Consider the following 16,864-nt stretch of genomic DNA (forward strand, 5'->3'; position numbering starts at 1 on the left):
TGCTCCGGGCTTCTGGCTTCGGACTTCTTACAAAGAATATGAGACAGCTTACAGATATTTCGCAGATCGATTTTAATAAAATGGACGGACTGATTCCTGCAATTATTCAGGATGCAGAAACACAAAATGTATTGATGCTTGGTTTTATGAACGAAGACGCGCTTGCCAAAACACAGGAAATTGGCAAAGTGACATTTTTTAGCCGCACCAAAAACCGTTTGTGGACCAAAGGTGAAGAATCGGGAAATTTTCTGAGTGTTGTTTCAATGGCAATTGACTGCGATAACGACACGGTTCTTCTAAAAGTAAATCCGGTTGGTCCGGTTTGCCACAAAGGCGACGATACTTGTTTTGAAGAAACAAACTCGGGCAACGATATTCAGTTTTTGAGCTACCTTCAGGATTTTATCGACAAACGCAAAGCCGATATGCCGGAAGGATCATACACGACTTCTCTATTTCAGAAAGGCACACGTAAAATCACACAAAAAGTTGGCGAAGAAGCAGTTGAAACTATAATTGGAGCCATGGCCAACGACAATGAAAACTTTATGTACGAAGCCGGCGACTTGTTGTATCACCTTATAGTACTACTAACGCACAAAGGTTACCGCATTGAAGATGTGGTTCGCGAGCTCAAGAAAAGACACAAATAATACGCTGTCCTTCAGCGCATTAAAACATTAACATATTTCCTTTCATCCTACCCGGCACAGTAATTTCTGATGCTACTGAACCCCACAAACATATTATAAAACACAGTTATGAAACATAGTTCCATAACATAACTGTAAAACATTGTAAATAACCACTTTACAATTAGGCATATTTAAACAGTACTCCGTAGCTTTGTTATATCTTCTAACTACAAAAAACCGCTTGTATGGAAACATTAACGATTTGCCCTACCAGTACCGCAACCATTTTAGCTTGCCAACAGATTTCCAAAACCTTTAAAGAAAACATCTACGAGTTATCGATTCTGCGAAAAGAATGGGATTTGGAATTTGCGACATCCCTCACGGTGTGGATCGACGACACCATTGACAAACACTACGCCGATAACCTGGATGTTTTGGAAGATGAACGTTATCGCGAATGGCACGAGATTATGGTTGAAGGCCTTCAGCATTTAAAAGTTTTAAGAGCTTCGTTAAAAGTCGATTTTAAAAAAGACAAAGCTTTTTTAAAAGAATTTTTCCAGACTACCGGATACACCGATTATTTTAGCGATGCCAAAAATGGCGACCACATTAGTCTGTTTAAGTTCCTGAAAACATTTGCTGCCAACTTAAACGAAAGTGTTCGGCAAAAAATCAGCGAAAAAGGAACTCCCGATGTTTTGTTCGACAAAATTCTTGTATGCGCTAATCGTGTCAGCAAATTCGAGGACTGTTTTGTTGCCCTGGAAGTAGAAGCTGAACTTGATAATTACGGAAAAAACGAAGTAGCCCAGATTTATGAAACCATTCAGGACGTTTGCCGGATTGCAATTGCTTACTACCAATTTGATCCGAAGATGCGCTGCAAGTTCAACTACTACAAAGTAATGGTAAACCTATAGATATTTTTTCGTCAACTACTTAATAATTAACTTAAAAAGCAGTCTGCCTGCCATTTTCTGACAGGCGGGCTGCTTTTTCTATTTACTGCTCCGGCGTTTCTTCACCTGAATTTTCGGTTTCTTCCGAAGCTTCGCTTGTCTCTTCAGGAAGAGTAGCTTCCTGCTCCTCTTTGTTATAAGGATTCTCTCCATCAGTAAATATTGGATTCTTTTTCTCAGCTGCCTCTGCAACCGGCACAAAACCTTCAGGTACTTTTTCTGCCGACTCCGATGGCTCATAAGGGAAAACATCAACAATAGGACTTACTGCCAGGGAATTAACCACAAAAGGAATTACCAGGTATTCCAAACTTTCATCCAAACGTGTAAGCGCTTCCTTAATATCGTCGGCCATTATCAGGTAGTAAGTCCGAATTTTTTTCTCTTTTCCTGCCTCTTCATCAATCGTTACCAGGTTAATTGTAGCTTTAAACCACCACTCTCCGTTTTCGAAAGGAAAAACTTCTGCAATACGCGACTTTTTAATATCGACAATTGTAAATTCTCCGCCTTTAACCATTTGTTGCATTTGGCGAATAATTCTTGTTTCGGCATCGGTGTACGATACGGCATCCAACAAGAAGTTTTCTGTTACCATTGATTCGCTTCCACTCTCGGAAACTTTCATATATTTTACTTTACTCTCGAACCAAGTCTGCATCATAATTTCTACATTTTTTAGAAGTGACAAAAATACATAAGCCTCATGGACTTTCCCTTAAAAGCTTTAATTTTTATCAACAAAAAACCGACTACAAAATTGCAGTCGGTCTCCGATTCTTTTAATCTAACTAAACTAACTAATAACTACCCTTGACCTTAATTAAAAGTAAAACGAAATGTATTTTGCAGTTAATCTTTTTCATTTTTTGAATCGTGTAGTTGAAAAGAAAAATGGCCCCGCCCAACGACGGGCCACAAACAGACAGCTACAGACTTAAAAGCTGAAGAAGATTATTAATTATAGGCACTCTCACCATGTTCGTAAACATCGAGGCCCTCTTCTTCAATGCGCCTAGAAACGCGCAGTATATTTGTTTTCTTCAGGATGAAGAATAATACCAATCCTAAACCAAATGCCCATGCAAAGAAGGCTAATACACCTACCGCCTGGATACCCAGTAATTTTGCACCATGGCCATAGAGCAAACCTTCAGAGGTTGAGAACAAACCAACAGCCAGTGTACCAAATGCACCGCCCACACCGTGAACAGAGATCGCACCAACAGGATCGTCAACTTTTAATATTTTATCGAAGAATTCAACAGCGAATGGCAGAATGAAACCTGCAATTATACCAATGAATAATGCTCCCATAGGATTAACGGCATCACAACCGGCAGTAATGGCAACCAAACCGGCCAACGCACCGTTCAACGAAATTGAAAGTGATGGACGTTTGTAACGTACCCATGCCACAAGCATTGCAGTAACCGCACCAGCTGCAGCAGCCAGGTTAGTAGTAACCGCGATATGACCAATTGCAACAGCGTTATCAGTACCGGCAGCTGCTAACTGAGATCCAGGGTTAAATCCGAACCATCCGAACCACAGGATAAATACACCAAGTGCGCCCATAGCAAGGTTGTGTCCAGGAATTGCTTTTGCTTTTCCATCTTTTCCATATTTTCCAATACGAGGTCCAATAATAGATGCACCAGCTAAACCAACCCATGCACCAACAGAGTGTACAATAGATGAACCGGCGAAATCGTGGAATCCAAGTTGGCTTAACCAACCACCACCCCATGTCCAGTGACCTGAAATTGGGTAAATAATTACAGTAATTACAATAGTGAAAATTAAGTATGCTTTAAACTCAGTTCTTTCAGCCATAGCTCCCGAAACAATTGTTGCTGCGGTTGCTGCGAATACAGTCTGAAAAAACAAGTCAGCATAATCAGAGTAATTGTCGCCAAAACCATCGCTCATAAAGAACAAATCCGGCGTTCCAATAAATCCTCCTATAGAGTCTCCATACATGATGGTAAAACCAATTACCCAATATAGTATTGAACCAATTGAGAAGTCCATCAGGTTTTTCATTAAAATATTTGCGGTGTTTTTCGATCGGGTAAATCCTGCCTCCACCAAGGCAAATCCGGGTTGCATGAACATTACCAGAAATGCAGCAACCAATAACCACATATTATCTATACCTACTTGTAGGCCTTGCAAAGTTTCTTCCATGATAATCTATCTTTTTTTCAGTTACTACTCTTCTTTTCCTTTAATAAACAGCGAGTCGTCGCCATGCTCTCCGGTTCTTATTCGGAACGATTCTTCGATAGGAAGAATAAACACTTTACCATCACCGATCTCTCCGGTTCTGGCCGATCCTAAAATGGCCTGAACTGTTTTGTCTACATTTTTATCGCGAACGATGATTGATAATTTTATTCTTTCAATTGTACTGGTATCGTAAACAACACCTCGGTACGAGCGACCTTCGCGAGCCTGACCAACTCCTCTAACATCCCAGAAAGAGAAGAATTCAATGCCTGCTTCATACAGCGCATCTTTCACTTCGTCAAATTTTGATTTGCGTATTATTGCTTCAATCTTTTTCATCTTATTTAATATTGTTTGTTTTAAAAAGTATAAGATGTAACAAGCCTGAATTACAGACTTGTTTCATATCAAAATATCTTCTCGGTTACAGTGAAATACCAACTGCAATGTGGAATCCTCCGGTTGATGGATTCAGCATTACTGCTCCTGAAACCGGCAGTGTAAAGCTTTCGCTAATCTGAACCTCTTTTGAGGTTCCAACCATTATGTTGCAGATGCTAAAGTCGCCATCATCAGTATACTGTCCGTCGCCACCACCAAGTGCAATATCTACAGGTCCTGCAGAAACAGCTGCTTCCAGGTACATGTCGCTTGTGGTATTGGAACCTTCTATCGCTGGATCATCTTCTCCAAGTCCTTCCATATAAGCTGCAGTGAAAGTAAAAGCACCTACTCCTAAGCTAACCATTGGTTCGAAATAATGTGATTCTCCTTCTGTCCAGTCCGATCCGGGGAAGTAGTAATCGGTTAAAGTTAAGCTTAACGAAGCATTTTCGCCTAAATCGAAACCATATCCCATGTAAAGGTCAGCCTCAGCGGCCTCTTCCGATCCGGTACTGTAAGATCCCCATGCACCAATGGCGAAACCTCCTGCACTAAACTCAACTCCGGGCTGAAATGCTGCCCCTGTTCCAAATTTGGCACCACGCCATAAATAACTGCTGTAAATGTCTAAACCGGTGCTCCATTCCTGCGCTTTCACATTCGGAATTGATACAACTAAAAGTAATAACATACTTACTGTAATCAGTAGTGTCTTTTTCATAATCGTAAATTTTTAAAAGTTAAACTGCTATTTTTATTTTTAAATCTAATGCTACCCTAAAAAACATGGTTGTTTTTTCTTTATGTCTGTTTTTAATTTCCCAACCCCCTGTTTTTTTTATTTCTTGATTCAAATAAATGCACTTTTTTTCATTCACACCCCGTTTTTTATCCATCATGCCAATTCGCTTAACAAATTATTAATATTTGATGCATTATTTTACCTTTTTGGTAGCTATTAGTGCTTTTTAATACCGTTTTTACACAATAACATTAACTCAGATCACAAAAACACGTTACACAGAGATACTTATTATTGCTTAAACAACGAGAACTGTTTAATCTGCAGAGAAAGAAACAATGAAAGAACTCACAAGTTAACATCTCCATTCGACCTGAACACTTAATACTTTTAGATTATTCTGAAAAAAACTAAAGATCGGGGTTACATTTCCGTATAAAGAGAATGATGTTCTGATGCTTATTCTTTAAACACAGAAGAAATATCTTTAAAATTTTACATAGTACGCACAGGAGAAATAAAAACTGACCATTCAGGTCGATCTTCTGTAAAGGAGAAAATAAAATATGGATGAATTAATTCAATTCCACAAGATACATGGTAAGAAACCGGCTGGCTCTGGTTTTTGGATTTAAAAACCGCCCCGATTGACTGGTCAGCTGTTTGTGCTCGGTAAACTTCTTAACAACGGTCATATTTAATCCCATTTCCAGCATATCTTCATAACCGCTTTCAGTGGTATAAATCCAAGCCCCGGTTCTGGGAAGAAAATCTTCCAGGTCTTCTTTTTCGATAAGATAGGTACCGGGCGATTTTGAATATAGGAACAAATTCCACAGACGCGCTCCTGATGTATATATACTTAAAGTTGATCCCTCGGAAGCCTTTGCATTAAAAAGTTCAGCAGCATCTTTCGAGGTATGATACTTCAACATATTGGGCAACATATTTACATTTACCATAAAAAGCATCATCGTAACGGTAAAGGTTAGCATTACGACCTGTTTGGGCAAATCGTTCTTTTTAAACACCATCATCACTACGCCGGTATAAAGAAACAGGTAAATAGCCCAAAACCACCAGCGTGTTTCAGGAAATACTACTATTGGCATTATCAAAAGTGCCAAAGGCCCAACAACAGCAATTACTTTATTTATTATCGCAATAGTATTACGCGTTTTTGATTTCTTTTCAGATGCAAACAATCGCACGGTCCATTTTGCACTTATTATGTATATAAACGGAACAGCAGAAAGCAGGTAGTGTGGGTTTTGCTGTTTGGCCACCGACAAGATACCAACAAAAACCACTACGGCCAGAATATTTACCACTTCAAAATCTGTGTTTTTGCTTTTTCGCAAGCCAATCAAACTTTTCACTTCCTGAATAAAACCATAAACCATAAATATTGTCCATGGTAATAATACATACAATGAGGTATGCAGGTAGAAAGTATAATCGGTACTGCTACCTTGATAGGAACCGGTAACACGCCCCACATTATTGGTCCAGAAATAAAATTTGATTCCCTCGAGCCCAAACTGGTTAAGCAAACCAGCTATTGCCGGCAAAATCATGATACCCACAATTACCAGGGCAATCAGCCAACGGTAGTTGAATATTTCTTTCCACTGGCGGTGAACCAGCATACTCCCGCCAATTGCTGCAGCGGGAATAACAACGCCCACCGGGCCTTTTGCCAGCATCGACAAGCCCACACCAACAGCACCAAGTAAAAAATGTTGCCACTTGTGGTTTTTTAAATAGGCCGAAAACTGCCACACCGAAAAAACCACAAAATCTGCGAGCAAAGTATCGGTATGTATATCGTTGTTAAAGTGTTGAAAACCTAAAGATGAAATCCAGAAAAAGGCTGCCAACAGGCCGGTTTCTTTTCCGTAAAAAAGTTTCCCCAAACGATAAGTTGAATAAATTCCAATAAATGAAAATAAAAGAACTGCCAGTTTGTATGCCGGTATTGACAAGCCAAACAGCTTAAAAGTTACAGCTGCTATCCAAAACAACATCGGAGGTTTCTGGTCGTAGGCTTCGCCGCCAATAGTCAGGTTTATCCAATCATTATTCATTAGCATCTCGCGACCAACTTCAGCATATTTTGCAGCATTTACCACTAATGGAACCGGCAAAGCCGAGCCAATTATTAAAAGAATAGGAATAACTAAAGCAAGGTATAAACGTCGATTATTCATTAGTGATAAATTTAAGTAAGCACGAAAGTAAAAAATATTAATTTTACGCCCACATTTTTAATTTGAGACAAATGAAGAAAAATATTTCGTGGATTACAATTATCGATGTTGTAGTTTATGCCCTGATTATTGGTTTTGTTGCTTACGGGAAAATCCAAAGCGACGTTAGTCCCGAGGCATTTGCCCGGGTAATTCGGGAAGATGGCTGGGTAGAATACCTGACTGCACTTTTTTTACTTTTAGGATCTGTACTTTTTGCCATTAAGGCCGTAAAAGCACGAAAAGATAATAATCGGAAAAAAATATTCTTTAATGCACTTGCTGCTTTTGTTTTCTTTTTTGGACTAGGCGAAGAGATTTCGTGGGGCAAAGAATTTTTTCGGTAGAAGCCGGCGAATACTTCATGCAAAACAACTACCAGGGCGAAACCAATTTGCACAATCTTGAAATTGGCGGAGTAGACCTTAACATTCTCATTTTTTCAAAACTGATGTTTGTTGCACTAATCAGCTATTTTGTACTATTACCATTACTTACCTGGAAAGTAAAATTCATCCGGAAACTGGTAATCGATTATGGAGTTCCTATTCCACGCCTGCATCATGTAATAATATTGCTTGCCGTTAATGCTTTTATTCCTCTGGCAATTAACATGATAAAAGAGAGCGAATTGCACGAACTCGCATTAACCGGAATCTTTTTCCTCATCCTTATCAATCCGGCAAAAAAAATAAAAGACGTTAGTTTATCCTACTGAATGAAAAGAGCTTCCCCTTCCTTTTTTTTACGACTATGATTCACCGTCCGAAGCTTTAATGCTGCATTGGTGAAACACCATTCGTTTTACGAGACAAGTTCTTCCTTTGAATTGTAAGGATCGAGAAATACAAGCAGCAAAACCGAAACAAAAATAGCTTCCCACAATTCCCATATTCGACGTTCCGGAATAAGCAGCACGATTCCCGTGCACAGCAATATAATTACTGAATACCGGATTTTAGGAACCGGAATTCCCCATAAGTCAATAACCCGTGTTAGGAAAGGCCACTTTTTATATAGCAAAAGTGTTAAAACAAAATAAGTTCCGAAAACAACCGAGAGTCCGGTTGAGAAAATAAGTTTATTCAAGTTTACTCCATTCACTTCCAGGTTGTGCAGGTTGGTTTCTCCCTGGAAATTATGCTGTGCAAAAAACTCTCCCGTTTCAATGGAGAATATACGCTGACCCCAGGATATTTCCTCCCCAAATCCAAAGAACGTACCTACTATCACCACCACGCTCATAGCAACCCAAAGCTTATTCCGGGTTTTATATTGCTTAAATAAACGTATGGCAAACAACACCGAAATAAGCAACAAAACCAACGCTGTAAGATTTTCCAGCGGACCATCTTCAGCCACCATAGTGTGGCAAAAATCATAATGAAAATAAAAACTTGCGGCCGAGTATAAAGATGCAGCAATTATTAAGTAGGCTAAAATTGATAATACTTTTTTCATCAGTTTAAAAATTTCCGGCAACGCCACCAAAAAGTGCGTTGTCAGAGCTATTAATACTAGAGTGCAAATCTAATAATATTCAGCAAGAAATTATCGCTGCCAATTAAGCTCATTTCGCGATTAACAAAGTATAACACTTGCCCCGATGATTTTACCGATGTTATTATTCAGCTTTCATATTGTAATATAAAACATGCTTTTCATTTGAAATTTTATATTTGCACTTAATAATATTAACTGAAGCGTTAAGGCTGCATTCCGGGTTTTCATCTTCCGTCTTCCGCCTTCCGTCTTCCAACTATCTTTAACATGAAACTCTGGGATAAAGGAACACCTGTTAACAAAGCAATTGAAGAATTCACCGTGGGTAAAGACCGCGAATTGGATCTATTTTTGGCCACACACGATATTTTGGGATCGATGGCTCACGTAACCATGCTCGAATCGGTTGGATTGATTGAAAAAGATGAACTTCCACCACTTCTTTCCGAATTAAAAAACCTTTATGCCCGTGCCGAAAAAGGCGAATTTACCATTGATGAAGGCGTTGAAGACATACACTCGCAAGTTGAATTTTTACTCACCGAAAAACTAGGTGATCTGGGTAAAAAAATTCACAGCGGACGTTCGCGCAACGATCAGGTTTTACTCGATCTGAAGCTATTTACCCGCGATGCTATTAAAGAAATTACGGAAACAACTTCCAATCTCATCGACACGCTACTAAAACGCGCCGAAGAAACAAAAGGCATTTTAATGCCGGGCTACACCCATTTACAGGTGGCCATGCCTTCGTCGTTCGGACTGTGGTTTAGCGCCTATGCCGAAAGTCTGGCTGATGACCTTGAACTGTTATTATCGGCATTCAAAATTACCAATCAAAATCCTTTGGGATCGGCAGCCGGCTATGGTTCGTCGTTTCCGCTAAATCGCCAAATGACAACCGATCTGCTGGGATTTGCAACCATGAACTACAATGTTGTATATGCCCAAATGGGAAGAGGGAAAGTGGAAAAAATAGTTTCGTTTGCTTTGGCTAATCTGGCAGGAACTCTATCGAAGCTGGCCTACGATGTTTGTATATTCATGAGCCAGAACTTCAACTTTGTAAGTCTGCCTACCGAGTTTACAACAGGCTCGAGCATTATGCCCCACAAAAAAAATCCCGATGTTTTTGAGCTCACGCGGGCACGCTGCAACAAATTGCAAGGCGTCCCTTCACAAATTAGCTTGATTATCAACAACCTACCAAGCGGTTATTTCCGCGATCTGCAAATGGTAAAAGAAATTTTCCTTCCGTCGTTTAAAGAAATGAACGACTGCCTTAATATTGTAGATATGGCCATTGATAAAATGTCGGTAAACAAAGAGATTTTAAACGACAGCAAATACGATTACCTCTTTAGTGTTGAAGAAGTAAATAAACTCGTGTTGCAAGGAATTCCATTCCGCGAAGCCTATAAACAAATTGGCGCTCAAATTGAAAGTGGAAACTTTACGCCCGAAAAATCCGTAAACCACAACCACGAAGGGAGTATCGGGAATTTATGTTTGGATAGTATTTCAAATAAGAAAGAAGAAATCATAAATAAATTTCTATTTAACAAAATTAAAGAAGCAAAAAACAACTTGCTGAAATAGAGCTTCAAGTTGCTGAAAACGTGACAAATGTCACATTGTTAAAAAATAAGTATAAAGGACTTAAGTTTTTTATGATTTTTCTCAAGGTTAATTGTATGTTATTAAACACAATTTACACCATTCAAGATTGCGAATGCACACCTCTTTGTTTATTTTTGGTTTCACTTCGTAAGTAAAAACGGGATTTTCACTTACATATTTGCAGCAGCTTGGTATTGACAGCGCCGGTTGTTGCACTAGTGCGAATTTTAAAGAGAAAGGATATAATGATGCAGACAAAAGAACCTGTAGCAAAGGGATTGTACCGCCCTGAATTTGAACATGGCAGTTGTGGTATTGGGTTTGTAGCAAACCTAAAGGGAAGAAAGAAACACAGTGTGATTTCGGATGCTTTATCGATGCTGGCTCGTATGGAACATCGCGGGGGTACCGGATTTGATATTAAAAGCGGTGACGGTGCAGGGATATTATTACAAATTCCACACGAACTTTTCATGGAAGAATGTCCTAAACAGGGCATTAAATTACCTCAGTTTGGGGAATATGGTGTAGCCATGATCTTCTTTCCAAAAGAGGACAGAAAACGTTCAGAGTGTAAAGATATTATTGGTAGAAACCTGAAGAAATTTGGATTACCATACATAGGTTATCGTAAAGTTCCGGTTGACAATTCTGACCTGGGACACGATTCACTGGCCTCAGAACCATATGTCCAGCAATTGTTTATTGGTAAACCTGTTGGCATGTCGGTTGAAGAGTTCGACCGCAAACTTTTTGTTTTCAGAAAATACACTGAAAAATTAATTCGCGAATCAATTGCCGGCATCGGTTATAACGGTCTAAATATTATTTCCTGCTCGTATAAAACGATCATTTACAAAGGTCAGTTAACAACCGATCAGGTTTCTTTATATTTTAAAGACCTGACAAACCCGCTGGCAGTGAGTGCCATTTCATTGGTGCACTCGCGTTTTTCAACCAATACTTTCCCATCGTGGAAACTGTCGCAGCCCTTCCGCTACATTGCGCACAACGGCGAGATCAACACCAACAAGGGTAACATCAACTGGATGCGTGCCCGCGAAGTACTTCTTGAGTGCTCAAAGTTCACAAAAAAAGAACTTGAGATGATCTTCCCGATCTGCGATTTAAGAGATTCGGACAGTGCCAACCTTGATATGGCAATTGAAATGCTGGTATTAAGCGGCAGATCCTTACCACATGTAATGATGATGCTTATTCCTGAAGCATGGCAAAATAATCCTGACATGGATCCGAAAAAGAAAGAGTTCTACGAATTTTATTCTGCAATGATGGAGCCATGGGATGGACCGGCATCGGTATGTTTTACTGATGGTGTACTTGTTGGTGCAACGCTCGACCGTAACGGCTTGCGTCCGTCGCGTTATTGCCTGACTGATGACGACACTTTAATAATGGCATCAGAAACCGGAGCAATTGATGTACCTCACGAAAAAGTTAAAATTCGTGGTCGTTTGCAACCAGGAAAAATGTTTGTTGCCGATTTGGAACAAGGGCGTATTATTTCTGACGAAGAAGTTAAAGCTGAAATTTGCTCGAGCCAACCTTATGGCGACTGGGTAAAAAACAATATGACTTATCTGGACGAGCTTCCGTTTATTCCAGACCTTGAATTGAAAGAGCCGGATACAAAAACAGTATTTAAAAGACAGAAGGCTTTTGGATTCACCAACGAAGATATTGAGGTGATCCTGAAACCAATGGCAACCAATGGTGGCGAAGCGCTTGGTTCAATGGGAGCCGACAACCCGCTGGCCGTTCTTTCTGATCGTCCGGTGCATTTGTCACACTACTTTAAACAATTATTCGCCCAGGTGACCAATCCTCCCATCGACCCGATCAGGGAGCGTATTGTAATGGACTTGAGAACTTATGTAGGTGGATTTAAAAATATTTTAACCGAATCAGCCGAGCATTGCCGACGCATTGCTATTCACCAGCCTGTTTTAACCAACGAACAGTTGATAAAACTGGCTTACGTGGATCACACACATTTCCAAACCAAAAAGATCACCACTGTTTTCCATGCCGACGAAAAAGAAGGTACACTGGAAACCAAACTGGAACGTTTGTGCCAGTATGTTGAAGATGCCATCGATGAAGCTTACTCAATTATATTATTGTCGGACTTTGCAATTAGCACCGACCATGCCCCGATTCCATCTTTATTGGCAGCATCGGCTGTTCACCATCACCTTATCCGTGTTGGAAAGCGCGGTAAAGCCGACATTATTATGGAAGCCGGTGATGTACGCGAAGTTCATCACTTTGCAACCTTGTTAGGCTATGGTGTTTCTGCCGTAAATCCATATATGGCCATCGACACTATCAAGGATTTGGTTAATCAAGGTGCGCTTGGAGATATTACGAAAGAACAAGCCATCCGGAATTATGTGAAAGCTATTGGCGGCGGACTATTGAAAGTATTCTCAAAAATGGGTATTTCAACCCTGGCTTCTTATCAGGGAGCACAGATTTTTGAGGCTGTAGGACTGAAGCAAGAAGTAGTTGACAAATACTTTACCGGCACCGTTAGTCGTGTTGAAGGATTAAGTCTTGATGATATTGCCAAAGAGGCCCGAATGCGTCACCGCAAAGGGTTCCCAACACGCCAGGGTGGAGCAAAAGTTCTTGAGCCCGGTGGCGAATACAATTGGCGAAAAGATGGCGAACGTCACTTATTAAGTCCTGAAGCCATTCAACTGATTCAGGAAGCGACAAGAAAGAACGATTACGACAAATACAAAAAATATTGTAGTGTAGTAGACGACCAGGCAGAGGCTGCCTTCACGTTACGTGGACTGATGGATCTTACATCGGACCGCAAGCCTATTCCGCTCGACGAAGTGGAACCGGCAGAAAGCATTCTTACTCGTTTTGCTACGGGAGCAATGTCCTTTGGTTCTATCTCGTGGGAAGCACACACTACACTTGCCATTGCCATGAACCGTATTGGTTCAAAATCGAACTCGGGCGAAGGTGGTGAAGACCCAATACGTTACACCAAATTGCCCAATGGCGACGACATGTGTTCTGCCACCAAGCAGATTGCATCAGGACGTTTTGGCGTAAACAGCTACTACCTGAGCAAAGCCAAAGAGCTTCAGATAAAAATGGCGCAGGGAGCAAAACCCGGCGAAGGAGGACATCTTCCGGGCCATAAAGTAAATGGCTGGATCGGACGAACACGTAATTCAACACCTGGTGTAGGCCTTATTTCGCCTCCACCGCACCACGATATTTATTCTATTGAGGATTTGGCACAATTGATATTCGACCTGAAAAACAGTAACCGCGATGCACGTGTAAACGTAAAGCTGGTTTCTGAAATGGGAGTTGGTACAGTGGCTGCCGGCGTTTGTAAGGCAAAAGCTGATGCTGTACTTATTTCCGGATACGATGGCGGAACAGGTGCATCGCCACTTAGTTCTATTAAACACGCCGGATTACCATGGGAGCTTGGATTGTCGGAAACACACCAAACACTGGTGCGCAACCGCTTACGTAACCGTATTGTTGTTCAGTCTGATGGTCAGATGAAAACATCGCGCGACCTGGCTATTGCAACACTGCTTGGTGCTGAAGAATGGGGAGTTGCAACAATGGCATTGGTTGTTGAAGGATGTATAATGATGCGTAAATGCCATAGCAACACTTGTCCGGTAGGTGTGGCCACACAAAACGAAAGATTACGTGGAAAATTCAAGGGTAATCCTGATCACGTTGTAAACTTCTTCGAATTCCTCGTTGAAGGTCTTCGTGAGATTATGGCAGAACTGGGCTACAAGACAATCAACGAAATGGTGGGTCAGTCGCAATGCCTGAAATTCAAAGACGATATAGATCACTGGAAATACAAAGGTCTTGACCTAAGCCCAATTCTTTACAAAGAAGAAATGGGCGAAGAAGAAGGTCTTTACTGCAGCAAAAAACAAGATCACCAGATGGAAGAAATTCTCGACTGGAAATTTGTTGAAGCAGCACAAAAAGCAATAAAAGATGGCGAAAAAGTAGCCGCAGAATTCGAAATTAAAAACATCAACCGTAGTGTTGGTACTGTGCTGTCGCACGAAGTAACCAAAGTACATAAAGGAGAAGGTTTGCCTGACGGTACCATCCATTTCAAAATGAAAGGATCGGCAGGACAATCGTTTGGTGCTTTCGTTTGTAAAGGTATTGAGTTGGAAGTTGAAGGAGATGCAAACGATTATTTCGGAAAAGGATTATCCGGAGGTCATTTATCGATCTACCCGGCTAAAAATGTACAGTTCATCCCGGAACAAAACATCATTGTAGGTAACGTTTGTTTCTACGGAGCAACAGGAGGCGAAGCTTATATCCGCGGTGTTGCCGGCGAGCGTTTCTGTGTTCGTAACTCGGGTGCACAAGTTGTTGTTGAAGGTATTGGCGACCATGGTTGCGAATACATGACGGGAGGAAAAACGGTTGTGCTTGGAAAAACAGGACGGAACTTTGGAGCAGGAATGTCGGGCGGTGTTGCTTATATTCTCGACATTGATGGTACTTTCCCCGGTCTTTGCAACAAGGGAATGATTCAACTGGAGAGAGTAACGGATGAAGCAGAACAGGAAGAACTGAAAGCAATGATCCGGAAACACATGGAAAAAACCGAATCAACGGTTGCTGAATATGTTCTTTCCGACTGGGAGGACACAATAGGCAAGTTTGTAAAAGTAATTCCTACCGATTACAAACGTATGCTGACCTACATTGAAGAGGCCCGCAAAACGGGTAAATACGAAAAAGAGTCGGATGTTATTGATGCTGCATTTGATATGCATCTGGCCAACTTGTAATTTTTATAGACGCTAAGACATGGGAAAGCCAACAGGATTTTTAGAATATAAAAGAGTTTCCAATCCTACACGAAAAATTGAGGAACGCCTTAAAGATTGGAACGAGGTATACATATTACGCGATAAAGAAACATGTGAAAAACAGGGGGCACGCTGCATGGATTGCGGAGTTCCATTCTGCCATCGCGGAGAGCTATTGCACAACGGAGCATCCGGATGCCCGGTTTACAACCTCATTCCGGAATGGAACGACCTGATCTACAAAGGTCGCTGGAAAGATGCCTTAGAACGCCTTCATCACACCAATAATTTTCCGGAGTTTACAGGAAGAGTTTGCCCGGCACCGTGCGAAGCAGGATGTGTGTTATCAATTAACGAGCCTGCTGTTACCATCCACGACAACGAACGTACCATTATTGACAATGGTTTTGATCAAGGCTGGGTAGTTCCTGAGCCACCGGAATCGCGCACAGGAAAAACAGTTGCCGTTGTAGGATCCGGTCCGGCAGGATTGGCTTGTGCAGCGCAGTTGAACAGAGCCGGTCATACCGTTACTGTTTTCGAACGCGACGACCGTATTGGCGGTTTGCTGATGTACGGTATTCCAAACATGAAACTGGACAAAGACGTAGTACAACGCCGTGTTGATATCCTGGAAGCGGAAGGTATTATTTTCAAACCCAACACTGAAGTTGGAAAAGATATCCGTTCCAAAAAGCTACTGGATAAATTTGATGCGGTGGTTTTAACTACCGGAGCAACAAAACCACGCGACCTGGACGTAGAAGGCCGCGAATTGGATGGCGTACACTTCGCAATGGAATTTTTGTCGGCCAATACCAAAAGTTTGCTCGACAGTAAACTGGAAGACGGAAATTATATTTCGGCAAAAGATAAGAACGTAATAGTAATTGGTGGTGGCGATACCGGTACCGACTGTGTAGCCACATCGCTGCGTCATGGTTGTAAAAGCATAACGCAGCTTGAGATTATGCCAAAGCCGCCAAAAGAACGTAATAGCGATGCCAACCCGTGGCCCGAATGGCCTGGCAACGAAAAAACCGATTACGGCCAGTTTGAAGCCATTGTATCGAAAGGAAAAGACCCGCGGAAATATTCGATAATGACCACAAAGGTTGAAGGCGAAAATGGCAAAGCAAAAGCCATACACACCGTTCAGGTGGAGTGGGTAAAAACCGAAAATGGCGGCAGAAGACCACAGGCAATTCCGGGAACCGAAAGATATATTAAAGCCGACCTTGTTTTATTGGCAATGGGATTTTTGGGACCTGAGGATAAAATTGCTGAAGAACTTGATATGAAGCGTGATTCACGCTCGAATTACAAAGCAGAATACGGCAAATTTAAAACCAGCATTAAAAAAGTTTTTTCTGCCGGTGATGCACGCCGTGGACAATCGTTGGTGGTGTGGGCTATTAACGAAGGACGCGCTGCTGCCCGCGAAGTAGATACCTACTTAATGGGCGATACAGTTTTGCCATAACAGGGCAAATTGTTCTATGACAAGAGCGATTAAATTCGCTTACATTAAAATTGAATTTTAGCATATGTCGTAGTGGACTATGCTTTTTTATAGTGCAGTTTTTTCAGGAGTTCCGGCCGGAAGAGGAAATTTATACCAATTGTTTTTCAGTGTGAGCCTTAAGCGAAACGGTGAAATTACAATGGTTAA

Annotated in this window: 14 protein-coding genes; 7 read left to right on the forward strand and 7 right to left on the reverse strand. The window is 41.2% G+C overall.

Annotated features, from left to right (window positions below; all coding sequences use genetic code 11):
* Positions 1 to 38: 38 nt before the first annotated feature.
* Positions 39 to 656 carry a bifunctional phosphoribosyl-AMP cyclohydrolase/phosphoribosyl-ATP diphosphatase HisIE gene (gene hisIE, locus G0Q07_RS18960; RefSeq protein WP_163348630.1) on the forward strand — a complete coding sequence of 206 codons (618 nt, stop codon included), beginning with the start codon at positions 39 to 41 and terminating at the stop codon, positions 654 to 656.
* A gap of 227 nt (positions 657 to 883) precedes the next feature.
* Positions 884 to 1,564: a hypothetical protein gene (locus tag G0Q07_RS18965; RefSeq protein WP_163348631.1), complete on the forward strand. Its 681-nt coding sequence runs from the start codon at positions 884 to 886 to the stop codon at positions 1,562 to 1,564.
* 82 nt (positions 1,565 to 1,646) lie between these two features.
* Here G0Q07_RS18965 and G0Q07_RS18970 read toward each other — a convergent pair whose 3' ends face one another.
* The 6 genes from G0Q07_RS18970 to G0Q07_RS18995 all read right to left on the reverse strand — a co-directional run bounded on the left by G0Q07_RS18970 (position 1,647) and on the right by G0Q07_RS18995 (position 7,171).
* Entirely contained in the window at positions 1,647 to 2,267 is a 621-nt protein-coding gene (locus G0Q07_RS18970) for a DUF4494 domain-containing protein (protein ID WP_163348632.1), read from the reverse strand.
* A 293-nt stretch (positions 2,268 to 2,560) separates the two neighbouring features.
* Positions 2,561 to 3,793 carry an ammonium transporter gene (locus G0Q07_RS18975; RefSeq protein WP_163348633.1) on the reverse strand — a complete coding sequence of 411 codons (1,233 nt, stop codon included), beginning with the start codon at positions 3,791 to 3,793 and terminating at the stop codon, positions 2,561 to 2,563.
* Between the two features lie 24 nt (positions 3,794 to 3,817).
* Entirely contained in the window at positions 3,818 to 4,174 is a 357-nt protein-coding gene (locus G0Q07_RS18980; RefSeq protein WP_163348634.1) for a P-II family nitrogen regulator, read from the reverse strand.
* An 85-nt stretch (positions 4,175 to 4,259) separates the two neighbouring features.
* Positions 4,260 to 4,940, reverse strand: coding sequence for a TorF family putative porin (locus tag G0Q07_RS18985; RefSeq protein WP_163348635.1), 681 nt, complete (start codon positions 4,938 to 4,940; stop codon positions 4,260 to 4,262).
* 19 nt (positions 4,941 to 4,959) lie between these two features.
* On the reverse strand, positions 4,960 to 5,118 hold the full coding sequence (locus G0Q07_RS18990; RefSeq protein ID WP_163348636.1) for a hypothetical protein: 159 nt from the start codon (positions 5,116 to 5,118) through the stop codon (positions 4,960 to 4,962).
* Positions 5,119 to 5,536: 418 nt separating this feature from the next.
* Complete coding sequence (locus G0Q07_RS18995) at positions 5,537 to 7,171, reverse strand: ArnT family glycosyltransferase (RefSeq protein WP_163348637.1); 1,635 nt, start codon at positions 7,169 to 7,171, stop codon at positions 5,537 to 5,539.
* Positions 7,172 to 7,242: 71 nt separating this feature from the next.
* On the opposite strand from G0Q07_RS18995, the gene G0Q07_RS19000 reads away from it, so the two are divergent.
* On the forward strand, positions 7,243 to 7,557 hold the full coding sequence (locus G0Q07_RS19000; RefSeq protein WP_163348638.1) for a hypothetical protein: 315 nt from the start codon (positions 7,243 to 7,245) through the stop codon (positions 7,555 to 7,557).
* Positions 7,533 to 7,928, forward strand: coding sequence for a hypothetical protein (locus G0Q07_RS19005; RefSeq protein ID WP_163348639.1), 396 nt, complete (start codon positions 7,533 to 7,535; stop codon positions 7,926 to 7,928). The genes G0Q07_RS19000 and G0Q07_RS19005 overlap by 25 nt, the downstream gene beginning before the upstream one ends.
* 86 nt (positions 7,929 to 8,014) lie before the next feature.
* Here G0Q07_RS19005 and G0Q07_RS19010 read toward each other — a convergent pair whose 3' ends face one another.
* Positions 8,015 to 8,671, reverse strand: a complete 657-nt coding sequence (locus G0Q07_RS19010; RefSeq protein WP_163348640.1) for a hypothetical protein — start codon at positions 8,669 to 8,671, stop codon at positions 8,015 to 8,017.
* A 309-nt stretch (positions 8,672 to 8,980) separates the two neighbouring features.
* Between G0Q07_RS19010 and argH the strand changes: the two genes are divergently transcribed.
* The 3 genes from argH to G0Q07_RS19025 all read left to right on the forward strand — a co-directional run bounded on the left by argH (position 8,981) and on the right by G0Q07_RS19025 (position 16,675).
* Positions 8,981 to 10,312, forward strand: a complete 1,332-nt coding sequence (gene argH / locus G0Q07_RS19015; RefSeq protein ID WP_163348641.1) for an argininosuccinate lyase — start codon at positions 8,981 to 8,983, stop codon at positions 10,310 to 10,312.
* A gap of 266 nt (positions 10,313 to 10,578) precedes the next feature.
* Positions 10,579 to 15,171 (forward strand): glutamate synthase large subunit, encoded by a 4,593-nt coding sequence (gene gltB, locus G0Q07_RS19020; RefSeq protein WP_246222942.1) that lies wholly within the window; start codon positions 10,579 to 10,581, stop codon positions 15,169 to 15,171.
* Positions 15,172 to 15,190: 19 nt separating this feature from the next.
* Positions 15,191 to 16,675 carry a glutamate synthase subunit beta gene (locus tag G0Q07_RS19025; protein ID WP_163348642.1) on the forward strand — a complete coding sequence of 495 codons (1,485 nt, stop codon included), beginning with the start codon at positions 15,191 to 15,193 and terminating at the stop codon, positions 16,673 to 16,675.
* Positions 16,676 to 16,864 lie beyond the last annotated feature (189 nt).

The organism is Draconibacterium halophilum (genome assembly GCF_010448835.1).
Classification (GTDB): Bacteria; Bacteroidota; Bacteroidia; order Bacteroidales; family Prolixibacteraceae; genus Draconibacterium; species Draconibacterium halophilum.

Excerpts from the sequence above, each read along its gene's own strand:
- hisIE (WP_163348630.1), top strand. The coding sequence starts at position 39 with ATGAGACAGCTTACAGATATTTCGCAGATCGATTTTAATAAAATGGAC.
- G0Q07_RS18965 (WP_163348631.1), top strand. The coding sequence starts at position 884 with ATGGAAACATTAACGATTTGCCCTACCAGTACCGCAACCATTTTAGCT.
- G0Q07_RS18970 (WP_163348632.1), bottom strand. The coding sequence starts at position 2,267 with ATGATGCAGACTTGGTTCGAGAGTAAAGTAAAATATATGAAAGTTTCC.
- G0Q07_RS18975 (WP_163348633.1), bottom strand. The coding sequence starts at position 3,793 with ATGGAAGAAACTTTGCAAGGCCTACAAGTAGGTATAGATAATATGTGG.
- G0Q07_RS18980 (WP_163348634.1), bottom strand. The coding sequence starts at position 4,174 with ATGAAAAAGATTGAAGCAATAATACGCAAATCAAAATTTGACGAAGTG.
- G0Q07_RS18985 (WP_163348635.1), bottom strand. The coding sequence starts at position 4,940 with ATGAAAAAGACACTACTGATTACAGTAAGTATGTTATTACTTTTAGTT.
- G0Q07_RS18990 (WP_163348636.1), bottom strand. The coding sequence starts at position 5,118 with ATGATGGATAAAAAACGGGGTGTGAATGAAAAAAAGTGCATTTATTTG.
- G0Q07_RS18995 (WP_163348637.1), bottom strand. The coding sequence starts at position 7,171 with ATGAATAATCGACGTTTATACCTTGCTTTAGTTATTCCTATTCTTTTA.
- G0Q07_RS19000 (WP_163348638.1), top strand. The coding sequence starts at position 7,243 with ATGAAGAAAAATATTTCGTGGATTACAATTATCGATGTTGTAGTTTAT.
- G0Q07_RS19010 (WP_163348640.1), bottom strand. The coding sequence starts at position 8,671 with ATGAAAAAAGTATTATCAATTTTAGCCTACTTAATAATTGCTGCATCT.
- argH (WP_163348641.1), top strand. The coding sequence starts at position 8,981 with ATGAAACTCTGGGATAAAGGAACACCTGTTAACAAAGCAATTGAAGAA.
- gltB (WP_246222942.1), top strand. The coding sequence starts at position 10,579 with ATGATGCAGACAAAAGAACCTGTAGCAAAGGGATTGTACCGCCCTGAA.
- G0Q07_RS19025 (WP_163348642.1), top strand. The coding sequence starts at position 15,191 with ATGGGAAAGCCAACAGGATTTTTAGAATATAAAAGAGTTTCCAATCCT.